The sequence below is a fragment of the Westiellopsis prolifica IICB1 genome (assembly GCF_004323185.1).
Lineage (GTDB): Bacteria > Cyanobacteriota > Cyanobacteriia > Cyanobacteriales > Nostocaceae > Pelatocladus > Pelatocladus prolificus_A.
The window spans coordinates 2,254,097-2,268,889 of the sequence record NZ_NAPS01000002.1 but is presented as its reverse complement, the minus strand read 5'-3'; the positions used below and the strand labels follow the sequence as shown (position 1 = coordinate 2,268,889).

Annotated in this window: 15 protein-coding genes; 3 read left to right on the top strand and 12 right to left on the bottom strand. The window is 41.2% G+C overall.

Annotated features, from left to right (window positions below):
• Positions 1–60: 60 nt before the first annotated feature.
• The gene (locus tag B4U84_RS24110) at positions 61–2,559 is read right to left on the bottom strand and encodes an NACHT C-terminal helical domain 2-containing protein (protein ID WP_131120802.1); all 2,499 of its coding nucleotides are present in this window, start codon (positions 2,557–2,559) and stop codon (positions 61–63) included.
• A 170-nt stretch (positions 2,560–2,729) separates the two neighbouring features.
• Between B4U84_RS24110 and B4U84_RS24105 the strand changes: the two genes are divergently transcribed.
• Complete coding sequence (locus B4U84_RS24105) at positions 2,730–2,933, top strand: hypothetical protein (RefSeq protein ID WP_131120801.1); 204 nt, start codon at positions 2,730–2,732, stop codon at positions 2,931–2,933.
• A 49-nt stretch (positions 2,934–2,982) separates the two neighbouring features.
• On the opposite strand, the gene B4U84_RS24100 is transcribed toward B4U84_RS24105, so the two are convergent.
• From B4U84_RS24100 to B4U84_RS24080, 5 genes are all read right to left on the bottom strand, one after another.
• Complete coding sequence (locus B4U84_RS24100; protein ID WP_044451244.1) at positions 2,983–3,507, bottom strand: tetratricopeptide repeat protein; 525 nt, start codon at positions 3,505–3,507, stop codon at positions 2,983–2,985.
• Between the two features lie 141 nt (positions 3,508–3,648).
• Positions 3,649–4,533: a transporter substrate-binding domain-containing protein gene (locus B4U84_RS24095; RefSeq protein ID WP_207390984.1), complete on the bottom strand. Its 885-nt coding sequence runs from the start codon at positions 4,531–4,533 to the stop codon at positions 3,649–3,651.
• A gap of 2 nt (positions 4,534–4,535) precedes the next feature.
• Complete coding sequence (gene rplT, locus B4U84_RS24090) at positions 4,536–4,892, bottom strand: 50S ribosomal protein L20 (protein ID WP_017311702.1); 357 nt, start codon at positions 4,890–4,892, stop codon at positions 4,536–4,538.
• 22 nt (positions 4,893–4,914) lie between these two features.
• Positions 4,915–5,112, bottom strand: a complete 198-nt coding sequence (gene rpmI, locus B4U84_RS24085) for a 50S ribosomal protein L35 (protein WP_017311701.1) — start codon at positions 5,110–5,112, stop codon at positions 4,915–4,917.
• Positions 5,113–5,225: 113 nt separating this feature from the next.
• Positions 5,226–7,553 carry an ATP-dependent helicase gene (locus tag B4U84_RS24080; protein WP_131120800.1) on the bottom strand — a complete coding sequence of 776 codons (2,328 nt, stop codon included), beginning with the start codon at positions 7,551–7,553 and terminating at the stop codon, positions 5,226–5,228.
• Positions 7,554–7,993: 440 nt separating this feature from the next.
• Between B4U84_RS24080 and B4U84_RS24075 the strand changes: the two genes are divergently transcribed.
• The gene (locus B4U84_RS24075) at positions 7,994–8,266 is read left to right on the top strand and encodes a ferredoxin-thioredoxin reductase variable chain (RefSeq protein WP_017311699.1); all 273 of its coding nucleotides are present in this window, start codon (positions 7,994–7,996) and stop codon (positions 8,264–8,266) included.
• Positions 8,267–8,272: 6 nt separating this feature from the next.
• Here B4U84_RS24075 and B4U84_RS24070 read toward each other — a convergent pair whose 3' ends face one another.
• The 6 genes from B4U84_RS24070 to B4U84_RS24045 form a co-directional block, all read right to left on the bottom strand.
• Positions 8,273–8,497, bottom strand: a complete 225-nt coding sequence (locus B4U84_RS24070) for a hypothetical protein (RefSeq protein WP_017311698.1) — start codon at positions 8,495–8,497, stop codon at positions 8,273–8,275.
• 157 nt (positions 8,498–8,654) lie between these two features.
• On the bottom strand, positions 8,655–9,449 hold the full coding sequence (locus tag B4U84_RS24065; RefSeq protein WP_165490337.1) for a YdcF family protein: 795 nt from the start codon (positions 9,447–9,449) through the stop codon (positions 8,655–8,657).
• A gap of 100 nt (positions 9,450–9,549) precedes the next feature.
• Complete coding sequence (locus B4U84_RS24060) at positions 9,550–10,065, bottom strand: hypothetical protein (RefSeq protein ID WP_017311696.1); 516 nt, start codon at positions 10,063–10,065, stop codon at positions 9,550–9,552.
• A gap of 264 nt (positions 10,066–10,329) precedes the next feature.
• The gene (locus B4U84_RS24055) at positions 10,330–11,865 is read right to left on the bottom strand and encodes a bifunctional aminoglycoside phosphotransferase/ATP-binding protein (RefSeq protein ID WP_131120798.1); all 1,536 of its coding nucleotides are present in this window, start codon (positions 11,863–11,865) and stop codon (positions 10,330–10,332) included.
• Between the two features lie 93 nt (positions 11,866–11,958).
• A complete protein-coding gene (gene rplY / locus B4U84_RS24050; protein ID WP_131120797.1) occupies positions 11,959–12,258 on the bottom strand; it encodes a 50S ribosomal protein L25 in 300 nt (99 codons plus the stop codon).
• Positions 12,259–12,429: 171 nt separating this feature from the next.
• Positions 12,430–13,773 carry an adenylosuccinate synthase gene (locus tag B4U84_RS24045; protein ID WP_131120796.1) on the bottom strand — a complete coding sequence of 448 codons (1,344 nt, stop codon included), beginning with the start codon at positions 13,771–13,773 and terminating at the stop codon, positions 12,430–12,432.
• A gap of 309 nt (positions 13,774–14,082) precedes the next feature.
• Here B4U84_RS24045 and B4U84_RS24040 point away from each other — a divergent pair, with 309 nt between their 5' ends.
• Complete coding sequence (locus B4U84_RS24040; protein WP_131120795.1) at positions 14,083–14,316, top strand: hypothetical protein; 234 nt, start codon at positions 14,083–14,085, stop codon at positions 14,314–14,316.
• The last annotated feature ends 477 nt before the right edge of the window (positions 14,317–14,793 follow it).

The window sequence follows — 14,793 nt, the reverse complement described above, 5'->3', positions numbered from 1 at the left end:
ATTTGGGAACTTGCAAGGTAATGATGGCGAGTTGCTGGCGATCGCGACAAATTTTGATAATTAAGCTGTTGTAAAAAGCAGTGTACCTTCAATTTCTTGCCTAACTTCTGAACTGATCTTGCTTTCATTCAAGCAGTCTAGTAACAGCTTGTTTGCGTCATAATACTGCTGTAACAAAGCCTCCTGAGCTTTAGTAAACTGCCAGTCATGCCCAATTTTGCGATGTTCAATCATCGTGTTGTGCAAATACTTCAACCACGTATGCCAATTTTCTTTGTCCCAATCTTTAAATTGAGAAGGTAGCAAACTCTCTAGGAACTGTAGTTCAAGTTGAAACTGAGGAGTAAGTTCTAATTCAAAGATAAGTTTAATAACTTGAAGAGCGTATACAAGGGCAATATCACCGTCAAAGACAAGCGCAAGAGCAATGTCAAGAGCAATATCATTTGGGAGGCTGAAGATGAACTTGAAATCACTACATTGTTCATAACCACTAGACATATCCCGTCTGAAGTTAGGATCAATCTCATAGGCAAGGATGTTTCTATTGGGGTGGATAAGTTCTTGGATACAACTAAATTCCAGACGAGCCAAGTAAAAGTAAAATGCACGCACAGCAGCAGGTTTGTATCTTCCATTACTCATTGAATGGGCTTTATGCTGTACACAGGTTAGAAATTCCTGGAGTTTATTATTATTCTTGATTGAGGCATTAATCTGTTGTTGAATTAGCTTCAATAGCTTTTCCCAGACAGAATCCGACAACATACCTACAGTCAGCAAAAACACTTCACGCCAATGTGGCTGATAAACATTACGGGAAAGCCTCCGAAAATCTTGGTGCTGCATAAACCAATGTGCTACAAAATATTCCTGAAACGTGGGATGGTAAAAAGCATAAACAGGCTCATTTGGATTCTTCGCATCTACCCCAACTTGATTTAACCAAGCAAGCTTATTAACTGCCAAATCAAACAGTGAATCATCATCAAATACATCTTCAATAAATTTCTTTTGCAAACAAAATCGCTTCTCTTTCTGATCAATTGCCTTTAGTGCTAACTTTCCCAGCTTGGCGTTAAGTTGCTTTCTTTGTTGGGATGTTGTAGGAAATTCATCTTTTTTCCAATCATAAAATTTATCCACATACATTTGATAAAGTTCTGCTTTTGTATTGGGTAACTTACCATCGCGTAAATGCCAAGTGGAACATAACAGCGTCAAGCGCAAAGGGTTTTTAACTAAATCTTTAATTCTTTCTTTCCCTGGTTGATTTAACGCTTGCTGCAATTGTTGTGCATCGTTGGGGTTTTTAAAGCAAGCCTTGATAAAGTCCTCAACTTTCTCTTGGCTAAACTGCAACGTGCGGTAGGTTTGAAAAGCATTGAGTGCATAAGGGTTTGCTTCCCAGACATTCAATCGACAAGTTAAGACAACGCGACAACGTTGACACCAATTTGGTATCCATGTATCAATAAATTTCAGAGGATTTCTGTCAGCTGCCATTTCATCTACGCCATCCAGCAGCAGCCACACCTTACCATCACTCAACAGCTTTTCAAATTCAGCTTGTCTCTTCTTTGCTTCGCTACCTAAAATATCCTCTAACCAATTATTGAGAATATCTTGGAATTTTGGTGCAGAATTCCCCAAATTACCCAAGCTTATAAAAATTGGTAAATTATCGTTTTGATCCAAAATCCAAAAGGCGATGCGTTGCAACAGCGTCGTTTTACCTGCGCCTGGTTCGCCAATAATGGCAATTTTGTGGCTTTGCTGTGATTGTAGAACTTTGCTAAGAAATTCTTTGTACTCAAACTTTTCCCGTTCTTCGTATTCTGGTTGATATAACCGCGAAGATGCAGTGTTATCATCGCCACTGCGTTTATCAGGCTCTTTGCGTTCAATTAATGCCAAAGGTACGTGAAGTTTATCGATATCAAATACCATTGCATCTGCACACATCAATTGTTTGGAAGTTAGTTGCTTGTGCTTTTCCAATGGTTGGCGACAGACTTCCCGCCAATCGATGGTGTCATCTATTATTTGAAGTGGGGTTTGGGAAATTTGTGGAGAATTCGTTTTTGGATGTTTCTTCCACTTCTGCTTTACCACCTCCAAATTTTCTTCCCTTGTGGCTGTTTGATGTTTTAGGGCTATTGTAAATATCCAATAGCCTCTACTTTGTTTATGTACTTTTAACAATTCCAATTCTTTGAGACTGTCAAAAAAATACTGTACTTCCCGCAATTTTCTTTCTGAGTCACTGCTACCAGATTTCTGTTTGCGCCGAGGGAGTATTAAGCTTTTGTCTACTTTTTTAAGTAAGTTCAGTAGGTGTTTCTGTGTTGTACCAACTTCAACTGTTTTGGCTCTTTTTTTACTTGTCTGTTTGGTTTCATATCCTGTAACTCGCAGTTTATCATCTTCCCAATAAACATAGATCTGGGGTTTTGGTTGTAAGTTTTCTGGTTGTTGTTCCGCTAATAAAAGTAAAGCATCTACCAAACTTAGAATATTCTTTAAAACTGACTCATCCCAACGAATATTTCTTACCATCGGTCAAATATAAAGAGAATCTTAAGAAAATTAAATTGCCCAAACAAACAAACTTCCCCACGCTGCAACGCTTGATGATACAAGCATTATAGACATTACGTGGGGAATGTGTCTGGGGAAATACCCAAAAAAACAATTGACCTCGTAAATAAAAACATGAGGTCAAATAAATGACTACAAAGAAACAAACTTCCAGCCTAAATCAGAAAATTATCACTTTATTACTAGTCCTGAAAATCTTATTTGTCGGTATCCAAGCTGAAAACCGTATTCAACAAGGAGACGCACCCATCGAAGTCTTAATTTGGATAATTAACCAGTGCATCCCCATACTGCAAAAAACTGAGAACCTAGAAGATAAGAATAAGAAATAGGAAAAACCCCATCCCCAAGCATTCCTTTGCTTGCGGGAGGGGTTATAAATTACGCAGCTACCAAACGCCGTAAAGATTCAGCGCGACGTTTAGCAGTGGAATTTTTCGGATCGTATTTGAGTGCTTCTTCGTAACTTTGTAGTGCTTGAGCAGTTAAATTTTTGCGCTCGTATGCATGAGCTAGATTATTTAATGCTGTGACATAATCAGGTTTGGTTTTCACTGCTTCTTTGTATTGACGAATTGCTAAATCATATTGTTCTTGAGCAAAATAAACGAAACCCAAGCCATTATAAATCACAGCAACATTTTCTTCTTCCTCTTCTTCTGCGGCTTTCAAAGCTTTTTGAAACAGACTCACCGCTTGAGTATAAACTTTTTTTTCTGAATAAATACTAGCTAATTCGTAATACTCTTGAGCCGTTCCCTTTTCTTTTGCTAGCTTATTTCGTAAGCGGGAAAAGTTTCTTTCTAGCTTGCGATTTTTGAAAATCTGGGGAACAACATTGATAAAGGTGAATAAGAGAATACCCACCAAAATTGCAAGATAAATAACTGGTAAATTGTTATCCATTGCCTTTATTAAAAATATCTTCTTTATCTATTATCAACTTCTTCGCTACAGTTGATCGTCAAGTGTCAAGTGTCCAGAGTCAATTGTAAAAAAACTATTGACTATTGACCATTGACCATTGACCAATGACAAATGACCATTTTACGGTAAACCCCAGTGTTGAGCGCGTTGCTGGAGCCAACCTTTTTCCAAATAACGTGCGATCGCTCCATTTACTTGACGCCGCAGATCATCATACTGCAATCCTTTGGGCATGACTACAGATAAAGGCTCGGTTGATAGTTTGACTGGTACTAGCCGATATTGAGGATATTGTTGCACCCAGCCACTCAGAACGCTAGTATCGGCAGCAAAAGCCACTACTGTATTATTTTCTAAAAGCGATCGCCCTTCTGCATAGGAATTCACCCCTACCAAATCTGCTTGTGGCAAATAATACTTAATATCAGCTATGGTACTAGAATTTTTGAGAACGGCTATTTTCTGTTTATCTAAGTCGCCTAGCTTCTGTATAGAGGTATTTTTGGTAATTAATCTTGTGCCATCAAAGTAGTAAGGTATACTTAAACTCACTACGCGGGCGCGTGATTCGGTTGCTGTCACCCTGGCAATAGTGAGATCAACTTTATGATCTATAACTTGTGAGAGGCGATCGCGATTCGCTACAGGTTTGAGTTTAACAGCATTGGCTTTCCCAAGTAAGTCTGCTGCTAATTGTTGCGCTAAGTCAATCTCAAAACCTTGAAGATTACCTTTTTCTTTTTGATCTGTAAATCCCAAGGGACGCAAATTATTCTTGACAGCAATCGTTAAATAGCCCCGCCGCTGAATTTCTGGGAGTTCTGCGGCAGATGCTGAGGATTGTGTATCTGCAATCACAAAGGCAAATAGCAACAACAAAAGAATTATTTTTTTGCCAATACTCCTAAAAAAGTAATTGCGGGTGACAGGTTTTGGGTGTAGGGTTTGTCTCCCCACCGCCCGATTTTCCCATCCCCCCATCATTACCTGTTTGGGATTACCCATTTTTAACTCTTTGCTTGGCTTGCCAATTCTGCTACTTTAGCAAAACCAGTTGGATCTAGGACTGCCATTTGTGCCAACATTTTACGATTGAGTAGGATGTTAGCTTTTTTGAGATTACCGATAAACTGGCTGTAGCTCATACCGTGTTGACGAACAGCAGCGTTGATCCGGGTAATCCAGAGGCGACGGAAGTCACGCTTGCGCTTTTTGCGATCGCGATAAGAACTCCGCAGCGCCTTCATTACTTGTTGATTGGCGGTTCTAAATAGAGTGGAGTGAGATCCACGAAAACCTTTGGCGAGTTTGAGAATTTTTTTGCGGCGTTTGCGAGCAACGTTACCGCGTTTTACCCTTGTCATGGCTTAAATTTTCCTGAACAAATTACAAATAGGGGAGCATCAAGCGTACATTTTCGGCATCACGCTCGTCAACAAGAACTGTTTTGGAAAGCTTACGCTTTTTGTTGGAGCTTTTGTGTTCGAGCAAGTGGTTTTTGAATGCCTTGCGACGTACGATTTTACCACTGCCGGTGGCGCGGAATCTTTTTGCCGCAGCTTTACGAGTTTTGAGTTTGGGCATGGGATGGCTATAATTCGACACAATCCATCATTATAAACTATGGAGTTTGAAACTAACCGCCAAGACGCGAAGAACGCCAAGAAAAAGAGGAGAAGTGAGCAGGTTTGACAATATTAAAGGACACATTCAGGAAATTGTCGCTTTAATGCGGGGAAGACTGGACATGGTGCTGAGGTTTGCAAATTCTCTGGTTTACTCCAGGTAAAGGGGGCTTTTTGAGCAGCAGACATCCACAACAGGCGTTTTGCTCGTGTCATGGCGACGTAGAGTAAACGATATTCTTCGGCTGTTTTGAGGTATTTTGCTTGTTCCCAAGCTTGGGTGACATCTGGTAAGTTTGCTTGATCGTGAAGTGCAGCCCGAATTTGGGCGCGGGCGACTTCTGATAAGGTAAGGTCTCCGAGAAATTGGCTTTGGGGAGGAACCCAAAAGCGCCCAGGTATTAAGTTTTCATGCAAAAATGGTATAAATACGTAATCCCAGTCTAGACCTTTGGCTTTATGCATGGTGATAATTGTCAGTTGACCGCGACGGGTGTAACGGGCTTCTAAGTCTTCTGTTTCTACGGGTTCAAATCTTTCGGAATTGACGATTTCACTCAGGACACTCAGCATATTTGTCATGGAAGCATGACCAGCTATTTGTATGTTCACTCTTTCTGCGAGTTTGTCGGCAGTTGCAAGTTCTGCTTGGTCGTAGTTTAATGCCAAAGCTAGGAAGGAAATGAGTTGATACAGGGGTAGTTCCATCCGCGCCCGTAGTAAACTTCGACATAAGTGTGCGGCTTTTTGTGCTGGTTCTGGCTGGAGTGCAGACAAGGGGCCTGGATACAAGAATTCTTCAGGTACAGAAGCAGGGGCGTTAAGGTCTTGAGTGGGAATTAACTGTCTTTGTACAAAGACTTCTAAGGCTGCTTTCAAGTGGTCGGGGGAGTGGGGGCGATCGCAAAATTGTAGTAATGCCAAAATTTCTTGGGGTACATGGGAATGGCGATCGCGTTCTCCGACGTCATAAAGTGTAATTTGATGCTCTTTACATACAGGTGTCAGTGCTTCTGCTAACCATCTACCTTGACGGTTTTCTCTGACTAATATGGCTGCACTAATGGTATTTGGTTCTGAGGAAAATAACTGAATTACTCGTTGGGAAAGTAATTCGACTGTGTGATGAATATCTCGCGGTGTATACAGTTCTAGTCCCTGTCCTACTGGTTGAGGATTCGCATCTTTTTGAGGATCACCAAAATCAACAAGGCGAATGATTTGGGTACGAAAGGGGGATGTAGGGGAATTTTGATTTTTGGCTTGATAGGCACTATTTACCCATTGCAACACGAAATTGGCAGCATCAATAATCATTTTGGTGCTGCGTCCTGCTTGATCCATTGTTGCTAAACGATTTTTGTTGTTGCAATCTTCGCAAAACTCACGAAAATAAATTGGGTCTGCGGGGGTGAAGGTGGAGTTAATTGCTTGGTTGGGGTCGCCGACACGAATTAAGTTTTGTTGGTTAGGATCGTCGGGGTTGGTGGCAAGAATTTGTAATAGTTTGGTTTGGAGAGGACTAGAGTCTTGGGCTTCGTCTTCAAAAACGGCGAATACTTGGTTTTGTTCGATTTTGCGGGCGCTGGGATTTTCTAGTACTCGCAGTGCAGCTAAAATCATGTCGTCGTAGTCAATGAAGTCACGCGATCGCATTAATTTTTGGTACTGCTCGTATAATCCCGCAGCTACAGTTAAAATTTCATAGTTGTCTGTGGTTTGTTGACCCAAACGTCGTAAATCTTCTGGCAACATTCCCGAACTTTTTGCTTCATGAATTACGGTTGTTGCTAAGTCTGGTAGTACTTCTGTTCGCAATACTGACTGACGACGCAATCTTTCAGTTTCTTCACCGTCAAATTGTATACCTTCTAGTAAGCGAAAATAATGCCCTGGGTGGCTAGCAATCCATTGTTCTACGGCTGTACGGATGAAGCGGTGGCTTTGGTTTGGTGTAATTAATGTGACGTTATTTAATTGCAATCCTGATAAATCGGAATGGCGACTAGCAATATTTAAAGCTAGTCCATGGAGCGTGTATACAACAAAACCAGTTTGAGGTAAGGATAATTCTTCACGTAAGTATTTGCGGATTTTAACTTTGATATTAGCAACAGCAGAACGAGTGAAGGTCACAACAACCAACTGCTGACGTTGAGACGAACCTGAAGAATTTGAACGCTGATACTGACGGGCGATCGCAACCGCCGCAGCCGCTGCCATTCCTGTGGATTTACCCGCACCAGGAACAGCAGAGACAGCCAATGGGCCAGAGTTCCAATCAGCCATTTGTTGCTGTCCAGGACGCAGAGTATTGCGAATGCTTAAAATCGCACTTTCTCTGAGAGAAGAGAAAGTGGACAGAGAATCAGCTTCGATTGGATAGGATTCTTGAGGCACTAGATATTTAAAATGAAGTCTTATATTTCAAATTTTAGATTTTTATGAATCAACAACTACGAACCAACTATCAACCACAAGTACTAACTTGACCAATTATTCCGAGCAGGGTACAGAGTAAGCAGATTTCATAAGTGGGATCAATCCAAAATCTAAAATCCTGTTAGAGGTTGACTGCTGTATCACAGTGGAGTGAAGATAAAATGGTTGGGACTGTTGTCAAAGTATAGGCGATTTTTGATGTCGCTTTGTTCTCTTATTCTTCTCGTCGATTGGAAAACAGGGTTTTAGACTAAGAGAACGAATTATATTCAAGCCTGCATGGGCAGGCTTTGTTTGTCTAGGAGGAATAAAGGCGTTAAATTGCGCCTCTATACTGCTAGAAGCCAAAATCGACTTTTGCAAGCAGTCTATTTTATGAGCAACAAGTTCAGTGAGGGATGGCAGTGGAGACACTTGTGGAAAAGCAGAAGCTAGGTGTAAACTTTGTTATGAATAAAGGCGATCGCGTTCGTGTTAAAGAATCCGTGGTAGTGTACCATCATCCCGAACATCGCGGTAATGCATTTGACATGAAAGGTACAGAGGGAGAAGTGATAGCTATTGTTACTCAATGGCACGATAGACCAGTTAGTGCTAACTTGCCCGTCTTAGTGCAGTTTAGTAAAAAATTTAAAGCTCACTTCCGTGAACAGGAGTTAGAAATTATCTAATATCCCTCATTTGCGGCGAACAAAAAACTGCATTATATTCAATTCGCCGCGCATTTTTTTTAGGTCTTGACGATGCTGTTCTGCTACTGCGTAGTACCACTCACAGTATTCTTGATGATCTAATCTTGTTTTAACTTCGTGATAAAACTGGTGAGTAGTTTGGTAGACAGCAAAACTTTCCTCAACTTGAGGTTGAGGCGCAGGAATAATATACGGTAAGTATTTAGACATAAAAATAAGGAGTCAACCTCTAACAGGATTTTGGATTTTGGCTCGATTCCACAGATAAATCTGGGGGCTTGTACCATTAAGGAATTATCGGTCAAAAGTAATTGTGCAACTCCTGATCCATTATGACTTAGTGAGTGGTGAGTGTTGATTTTTCAAATCAAAGCCAACCTCTTAAACGATAGACAAACATACCCACATATTCTTTTGCTGCCGCAGTAAACTTATGTAAATTAGAGCTATCGGGTAGCAAACTTAAAATAGCAGCTTTAGGAGTGTGGCCTAGTGCTTCCATTTCACTTTGAGTCACAAGAAAGTCAGTTGGTGCAGGGATAGCATCAATACCCTGACGCTTAAAGATTAAAAATGATCGTGGCATATGCATAGCTGAAGTTACTAGCAAAATCTGGCGAATTCCACGACTGTCAAGTATTTTTTTGACATTGACTGCATTTTGATAGGTATTGAGAGATTCCGATTCTTGAATAAGAACTTCTGGTGAGATACCAATCGATGTAAGGACTTGAGCCATATCTTCAGATTCAGCTAAACCTTGGTTGTCGTCCCAATTGATACGTCCACCACTCAGAATAATCACGGGGGCTTTGTTTTGGCGATAAAGTTGAGCAGCATAAATTACGCGATCGCCAGCTTCATTTAAATCTACACCCGGTCGTGGTGGTAAAGCTGGTTTGGTAGCACCACCTAAAACAACTATTGCTTCAGTATTGGGTAATTGTGCGGGTGGTAAATACTGCCATTCAAGCGATCGCACCATCAGATTAGCAATCCAGGCGTTACTGCTCAATAACAATATTAGTAGTGCCAACATCATTGCGATCGCTGCTGTGCGAGGGCGTTTCCATACCATAAATAGGGCCACCACTAGACAAATACTAGCTAGCCCCAAAGGATAAAGGAATAGTGGTAGCAACTTTGATAGATATAAGAACATAAGGGGGACTTATCAATTAAAAATTAAAAATTAAAAATTGCTAAGAGGGACAAGGAGGAGAATAATACCTAATACCCGATCCCTGATCCCCAAAACTTTTTTACCTCCGCCAAAAGCGTGGCCAGTTGGAATTACCAGATGAACGACGGTAATGACGTGTGGGCTTTCGGATGCGCCGTTTGACAGTTGGGGTTGCGGGTAATTCTAGTTGTGTTTCATCTGTTAATTCATCGGGGATTTGAGTTCTAGTTTCTTCCTTGCTTTTCCACCAAGCAATTAGCCAGCCTCCGCCAATCCCAGCCAAGGAACCCAGCAAGATGCTTACGGATGGTTTGTATCCTAAAAACACAAAGCCAAGCAAGAAAAATAACCAGTATTTCAAACCTGCGTCAATACCCTCAGAAGAAGCAATTGCATCACTCTGAGGGCTACTTTTATTAGCTGTAGTCAGCCACCCTACAGCCAAACCACCCAACACGCCCAAGAAAAGACTTACAGGTAGTGCATAACCGACTACCAAAAAAATGAGTGTTAAAAATACCCCAAACAGGATTTGATTGAGGAAGTTGGGCGAAATCGATAGAAATTGGTTGAAATTGTTCTTTTGTGGTGCCATGAGGTCAACCTCTAACAGGAGTTTGGATTTTGGATTACTCTACGAGAAGCCGCTTACGCGTCTATGGATTTTGGATTTCGGATTTCGTAGTGAATTACAAAAATTACTTTCCTACTCACGAATCAATACGGTTGGTGTTAAGGATTTTTAGTGAGATTTGATGATGTGTAGAGACGTTGCAGTGCAACGTCTCTACATTTTTGGTCTTATCTGAACTGTATTGACTCATGAATAATCTCAAATCTCAAATTTTCTGTTAAGACATTAGTTAAATATTTCCTTTAATTGTGCCTGTATTGGTTGAGTTGTGTCCAAAATTTTTACTAGTGGTTTTTCTTTTTCTGTCCAAGTCTCAGCAGCAGCAAGTTGTGATTCCAACAATTCAGCAGTTGCATCAGCAATATCACCAGTGCGGTGTTGCAGACGTTGTTGTAAAACTTCTAGAGGTGCAGTGCAACCCAGAATTTGTAAAGGTATTTGCTTATCTTGGGCTTGAGTAATTGCTTCTTGTCGTAATTGCTGGCGATCGTACTTAGCATCCAAAATCACTTTAAATCCTTGAGTTGCCAGCATGATTCCCAATTCCAGCAAGCGTGCATAGGTTTTTTGAGTCATTTCGGGGGTATACAAATCATCTCCACCGCGTTGCAGTAAAGGAATCCCCGCTAAATGCTTCCGCACTGCATCTGAGCGCAGGTGAATTGCTCCTATCTGTTGAGCTAAATACCGAGCTGTTGTACTTTTCCCAGAACCAGATACCCCCGACATTAAAATTAAGTGTCCTTGACGCGGTTGAGTATATTCCCACGCCTGTTGGTAATAAGCCGCCGCAGTTTTCGCCGCTTCTTTTTTAGCCTCTGGTGGTACACCAGGATCATCTAACAAAAACGAAGTTACTTTCGCTCTCACATACGCCTGACGACTTAAATACAAAGGTAATAGCTGTAAACCTTCCCAATCTCCGGTTTGCTCAATATAAGTATTCAAAAACACATTAGCTAAATCTTTGCACTGCCGTGCTTCCAAGTCCATCACCGCAAACGCTACATCGTACATCACATCAACAAAGCGAAACGGCTCGTTAAACTCAATACAGTCAAAGAGCAAAATCTGATCGTGCCAGAGCGCAATATTTCTTAAATGTAGATCACCGTGACATTCCTTAATGTAATTGTGATGAATACGACTCTTAAATAAATCCGCACGTTCTGCAAAAAATCGATCAGTATACTGCTTCGTTTCCTCAAACTGTACCTGAGTTTGTGGTCCACCAATATATTTTTCTGTTTGCTGGTAATTTTCGTCAAATGCAGCCCGGACTTGTGATACTTCCCCAAAAGAACGAATGTAATGATTGGTAACAGTTTTCCTGTGAAGCTCTGCTACTACCCGTCCCAATTCTGCGATGTGCTTCTCCTCCAACTTCCCCTGCTCAAACATTTCACTCAGCAAAGCTTCCTGGGGAAACTGACGCATTTTCAACGCATACTCTACCGCTTCGGTTCCCCCCAATTGATATTGCTCACCTACCAAACTAATAGGCAATACTTCTAGATATAATTCCCCCGCACCTCGCTGATTTAACCTTAACTCCTCCTCACAAAAATGCTGGCGTTTTTCCAAGGTCGAATAATCCAAAAAGCCAAAATTTACAGGCTTCTTTAATTTATAAACATAATCCCCTGTTAACAACACATAAGAAACATGCGTCTGAATTAACTTCACTGGTTCCTGTACCGCATGGGGATAAAAACCAGGTTGTAACATCTGCTCAATTAAAGGTGGAATAGAAACTGTCATCTGTTCTGTTTGTTCCTTTGTGTTCTATGTGGTTCAATCAACAAAAAACCAGGGTGAAAACCCTGGTCTTTTCAGCAATTATGATAAACTCTATCAACCTTTGCTGGCAGCAAAAAAACTCAAGTGGTAAGGTGTTCCCTTCGCCGGATGAGTTTGAAGTTCACGGATCACCGTTTTACCGCGCCAATCCAAATCTGTAACATTGAGTTCAAACTCAGTTTTGTTGACACGAGCCTTCTTGAGTAAATTCTCAACAGTTTTAGCATCAACAACTAAAGAAATAGACTCGCTACCTTTGTGACCATACAAATTAGCAGGTATTAATCCAGAACGACGCAAAGCTTTGGGCTTGCTACCTTCCGGTCGCTTTTTACAATCAATCGTAAGTTCCATAGAAATTGTTAGTTGTAAATTGACAAATTGGGGGATCGGGGAAAGGGGATCGGGGATCGGGGATTGGGGATCAGTGTTTATTCTCTCCCTTGTCTCCCTTGTCCTCCTTGTCCCTGATCCCCGATCCCCGTGCGCGTAGCGTCTCCTCTGGAGAATCCCCGTTCCCCATTCCTAAGCACTCAGCAATGAAGCTGGAGAACCATCGGCGTGTAGCAAAGCCCGTTTGGGGCCATGTATCGGGTCTTMGACAATGATAGTTTGATCGCGGCTGGCTCCTAAAGAAACAATCGCGATTGGCACTTCCATTAATTCTGCCAAAAATTTGAGATAATCTAACGCTTGTCTTGGCAAGTCATCTAAAGAACGGCAGTTACTGGTAGACTGCTGCCATCCGGGTAAGGTTTTGTAAATGGGACGACATTGGGTAAACTTACGGGCGCTTGTAGGAAAATGTTCACAGCGTTCCCCATCTATCTCATAGGCAACACAAACTTTGATTTCCTCTAGTTCATCAAGGACATCTAGTTTAGTAATTGCCAGACAGTCTAAGCCATTGATACGTACAGCGTAACGACCGATGACTGCATCAAACCAGCCACATCGGCGTTTGCGTCCGGTGGTTGTGCCAAATTCTGCACCACGGGAACACAACAATTCTCCTAATTCCCCATCTAATTCTGTGGGGAAAGGCCCTTCACCAACACGAGTAGTGTAGGCTTTTGCTACCCCAATAACCCGGTCTATCATTGTCGGGCCTAACCCTGTACCAACACAAGCCCCCCCAGCTACTGGGTTAGAAGAGGTGACATAGGGATAAGTCCCATGATCAAGATCAAGGAGTGTACCTTGTGCGCCTTCAAATAAGATATTGCGTCGTCGCTGAATCGCATCGTAAATTTTTAGGGAAGCATCGACTACATAAGGTCGTAATCTTTCCGCATACCCCAGATATTCATCTATCACCTTCTGGGGTTCTAGCGGTGGTAAGTTGTAAAGCTTTTCTAAAATGAGGTTTTTATAATTGATCGTCCACTCTAGTTGATCACTTAGCCCTTGGGAGTCCATCAGGTCTAACATCCTGATTCCTGTCCGCTCGGATTTATCCGCATAGGTTGGGCCAATACCTCGACCAGTCGTACCTATTTTATGATTTCCTCGGCGTTCCTCTGATGCCTGATCTATCAAACGATGATAAGGCATTGTCACGTGTGCTGTTTCAGCAATTAATAAATTGCTAGTTGAAATGCCAAGTTCTTCTATTTGATCGAGTTCTGCTATTAAAACCTGTGGATCGATGACTGTTCCTGAACCAATAATGCACTCTGTATTCGGGTACAAAATACCAGAGGGAATCAAATGCAATTTAAAGGTTTGACCCTTGACTACAATTGTGTGTCCAGCATTGACACCCCCTTGATAACGTACTACTACATCTGCGGAGCGGCTGAGTAGGTCGGTGATTTTTCCTTTTCCTTCATCGCCCCACTGGGCACCTATAACTATAACGTTAGCCAAGAGTTTATATTAAAAAGCTAAAGTTTTCACAAACGCTAATTATCAACAAAATTTGTAGCAGATGTCAAGCTTTGAAAGCAAAATTTTACCTATGGTAAACATAGATACGTCTTTTAATCTAAGCGATCGCATTATCAAGCATTTTCTTGCAATTAAATACTAGCCAATATTAAGTCTCTATGGTGTACATTATTAAAAATAATTGCTTGTTGAGAAGAGCGATCGCCATACTTCTTTTGCTTAATTTTTTGTTACATACTTGTGAATTTTAGGACTTACGCTTCAATTTCGTTTATTGAAGAGATAGGTATGGGGTTAATTGCAAGACCAAGAGGAGTAAAAGGTATAATTCAAGCTTTTTTAGGTAATGAGAAGCATCTTTGGATGTGGGACTACAATTCAATGAAGTTAGAACTTGAAAAAATTGGCTTTACTGAAATCAGGAGAGGTTATTTCAACGATTCTGAAGATCCAATGTTTAAAAGTGTTGAAGAACAAGGAAGATTTGTAGATGCGGTAGCTATTCAGTGTAAAAAGCCATGACTCAAGAGTTTTTCTTACATGGTGGCGAGCTCCAATCATAAATGTCCAAAACTGCAATCAAGGTAATTCTGAAACCACATTAATCTGCAACTAGAGGTGGTCTCCAAACCACAATAATTGCAAATGAAACCACATTAAATGCAACTAATCCCTCTTTTGTTACTACGGGGAAAGTATAATCAGGGAGAAAACCGGAATCTATTGACGGCTACTTTAAGTATTTAAAGAAACATATAAATAAAAAATTGATTCTCTGGGAGCATCCCAATTTTGCAAAGAGATGGGGAGAAGGGGAAAATATTCGCGATTGTTTCTCGCGAATAAAAGGGGGGACTGTACATCAGCACCCCTTCAAGAGACAATGACTTGTGTTCCATCCCTAGTAGAAAGGCCAATGACCCCAGAAGAGAAAAAAGAATTAGATGCACACGTAAAAGCCATCGCCAAAATCCTGTATAAAAACACGCCACCAGAAAA

Bases quoted from the DNA above. Each gene is read 5' to 3' on its own strand.
- B4U84_RS24065 (WP_165490337.1), bottom strand. From the start codon at position 9,449: ATGTTCTTATATCTATCAAAGTTGCTACCACTATTCCTTTATCCTTTG.
- B4U84_RS24070 (WP_017311698.1), bottom strand. From the start codon at position 8,497: ATGTCTAAATACTTACCGTATATTATTCCTGCGCCTCAACCTCAAGTT.
- B4U84_RS24075 (WP_017311699.1), top strand. From the start codon at position 7,994: ATGGCAGTGGAGACACTTGTGGAAAAGCAGAAGCTAGGTGTAAACTTT.
- B4U84_RS24055 (WP_131120798.1), bottom strand. From the start codon at position 11,865: ATGACAGTTTCTATTCCACCTTTAATTGAGCAGATGTTACAACCTGGT.
- B4U84_RS24095 (WP_207390984.1), bottom strand. From the start codon at position 4,533: ATGGGTAATCCCAAACAGGTAATGATGGGGGGATGGGAAAATCGGGCG.
- rplY (WP_131120797.1), bottom strand. From the start codon at position 12,258: ATGGAACTTACGATTGATTGTAAAAAGCGACCGGAAGGTAGCAAGCCC.
- B4U84_RS24060 (WP_017311696.1), bottom strand. From the start codon at position 10,065: ATGGCACCACAAAAGAACAATTTCAACCAATTTCTATCGATTTCGCCC.
- rplT (WP_017311702.1), bottom strand. From the start codon at position 4,892: ATGACAAGGGTAAAACGCGGTAACGTTGCTCGCAAACGCCGCAAAAAA.
- B4U84_RS24110 (WP_131120802.1), bottom strand. From the start codon at position 2,559: ATGGTAAGAAATATTCGTTGGGATGAGTCAGTTTTAAAGAATATTCTA.
- B4U84_RS24105 (WP_131120801.1), top strand. From the start codon at position 2,730: ATGACTACAAAGAAACAAACTTCCAGCCTAAATCAGAAAATTATCACT.
- B4U84_RS24040 (WP_131120795.1), top strand. From the start codon at position 14,083: ATGGGGTTAATTGCAAGACCAAGAGGAGTAAAAGGTATAATTCAAGCT.
- rpmI (WP_017311701.1), bottom strand. From the start codon at position 5,112: ATGCCCAAACTCAAAACTCGTAAAGCTGCGGCAAAAAGATTCCGCGCC.
- B4U84_RS24100 (WP_044451244.1), bottom strand. From the start codon at position 3,507: ATGGATAACAATTTACCAGTTATTTATCTTGCAATTTTGGTGGGTATT.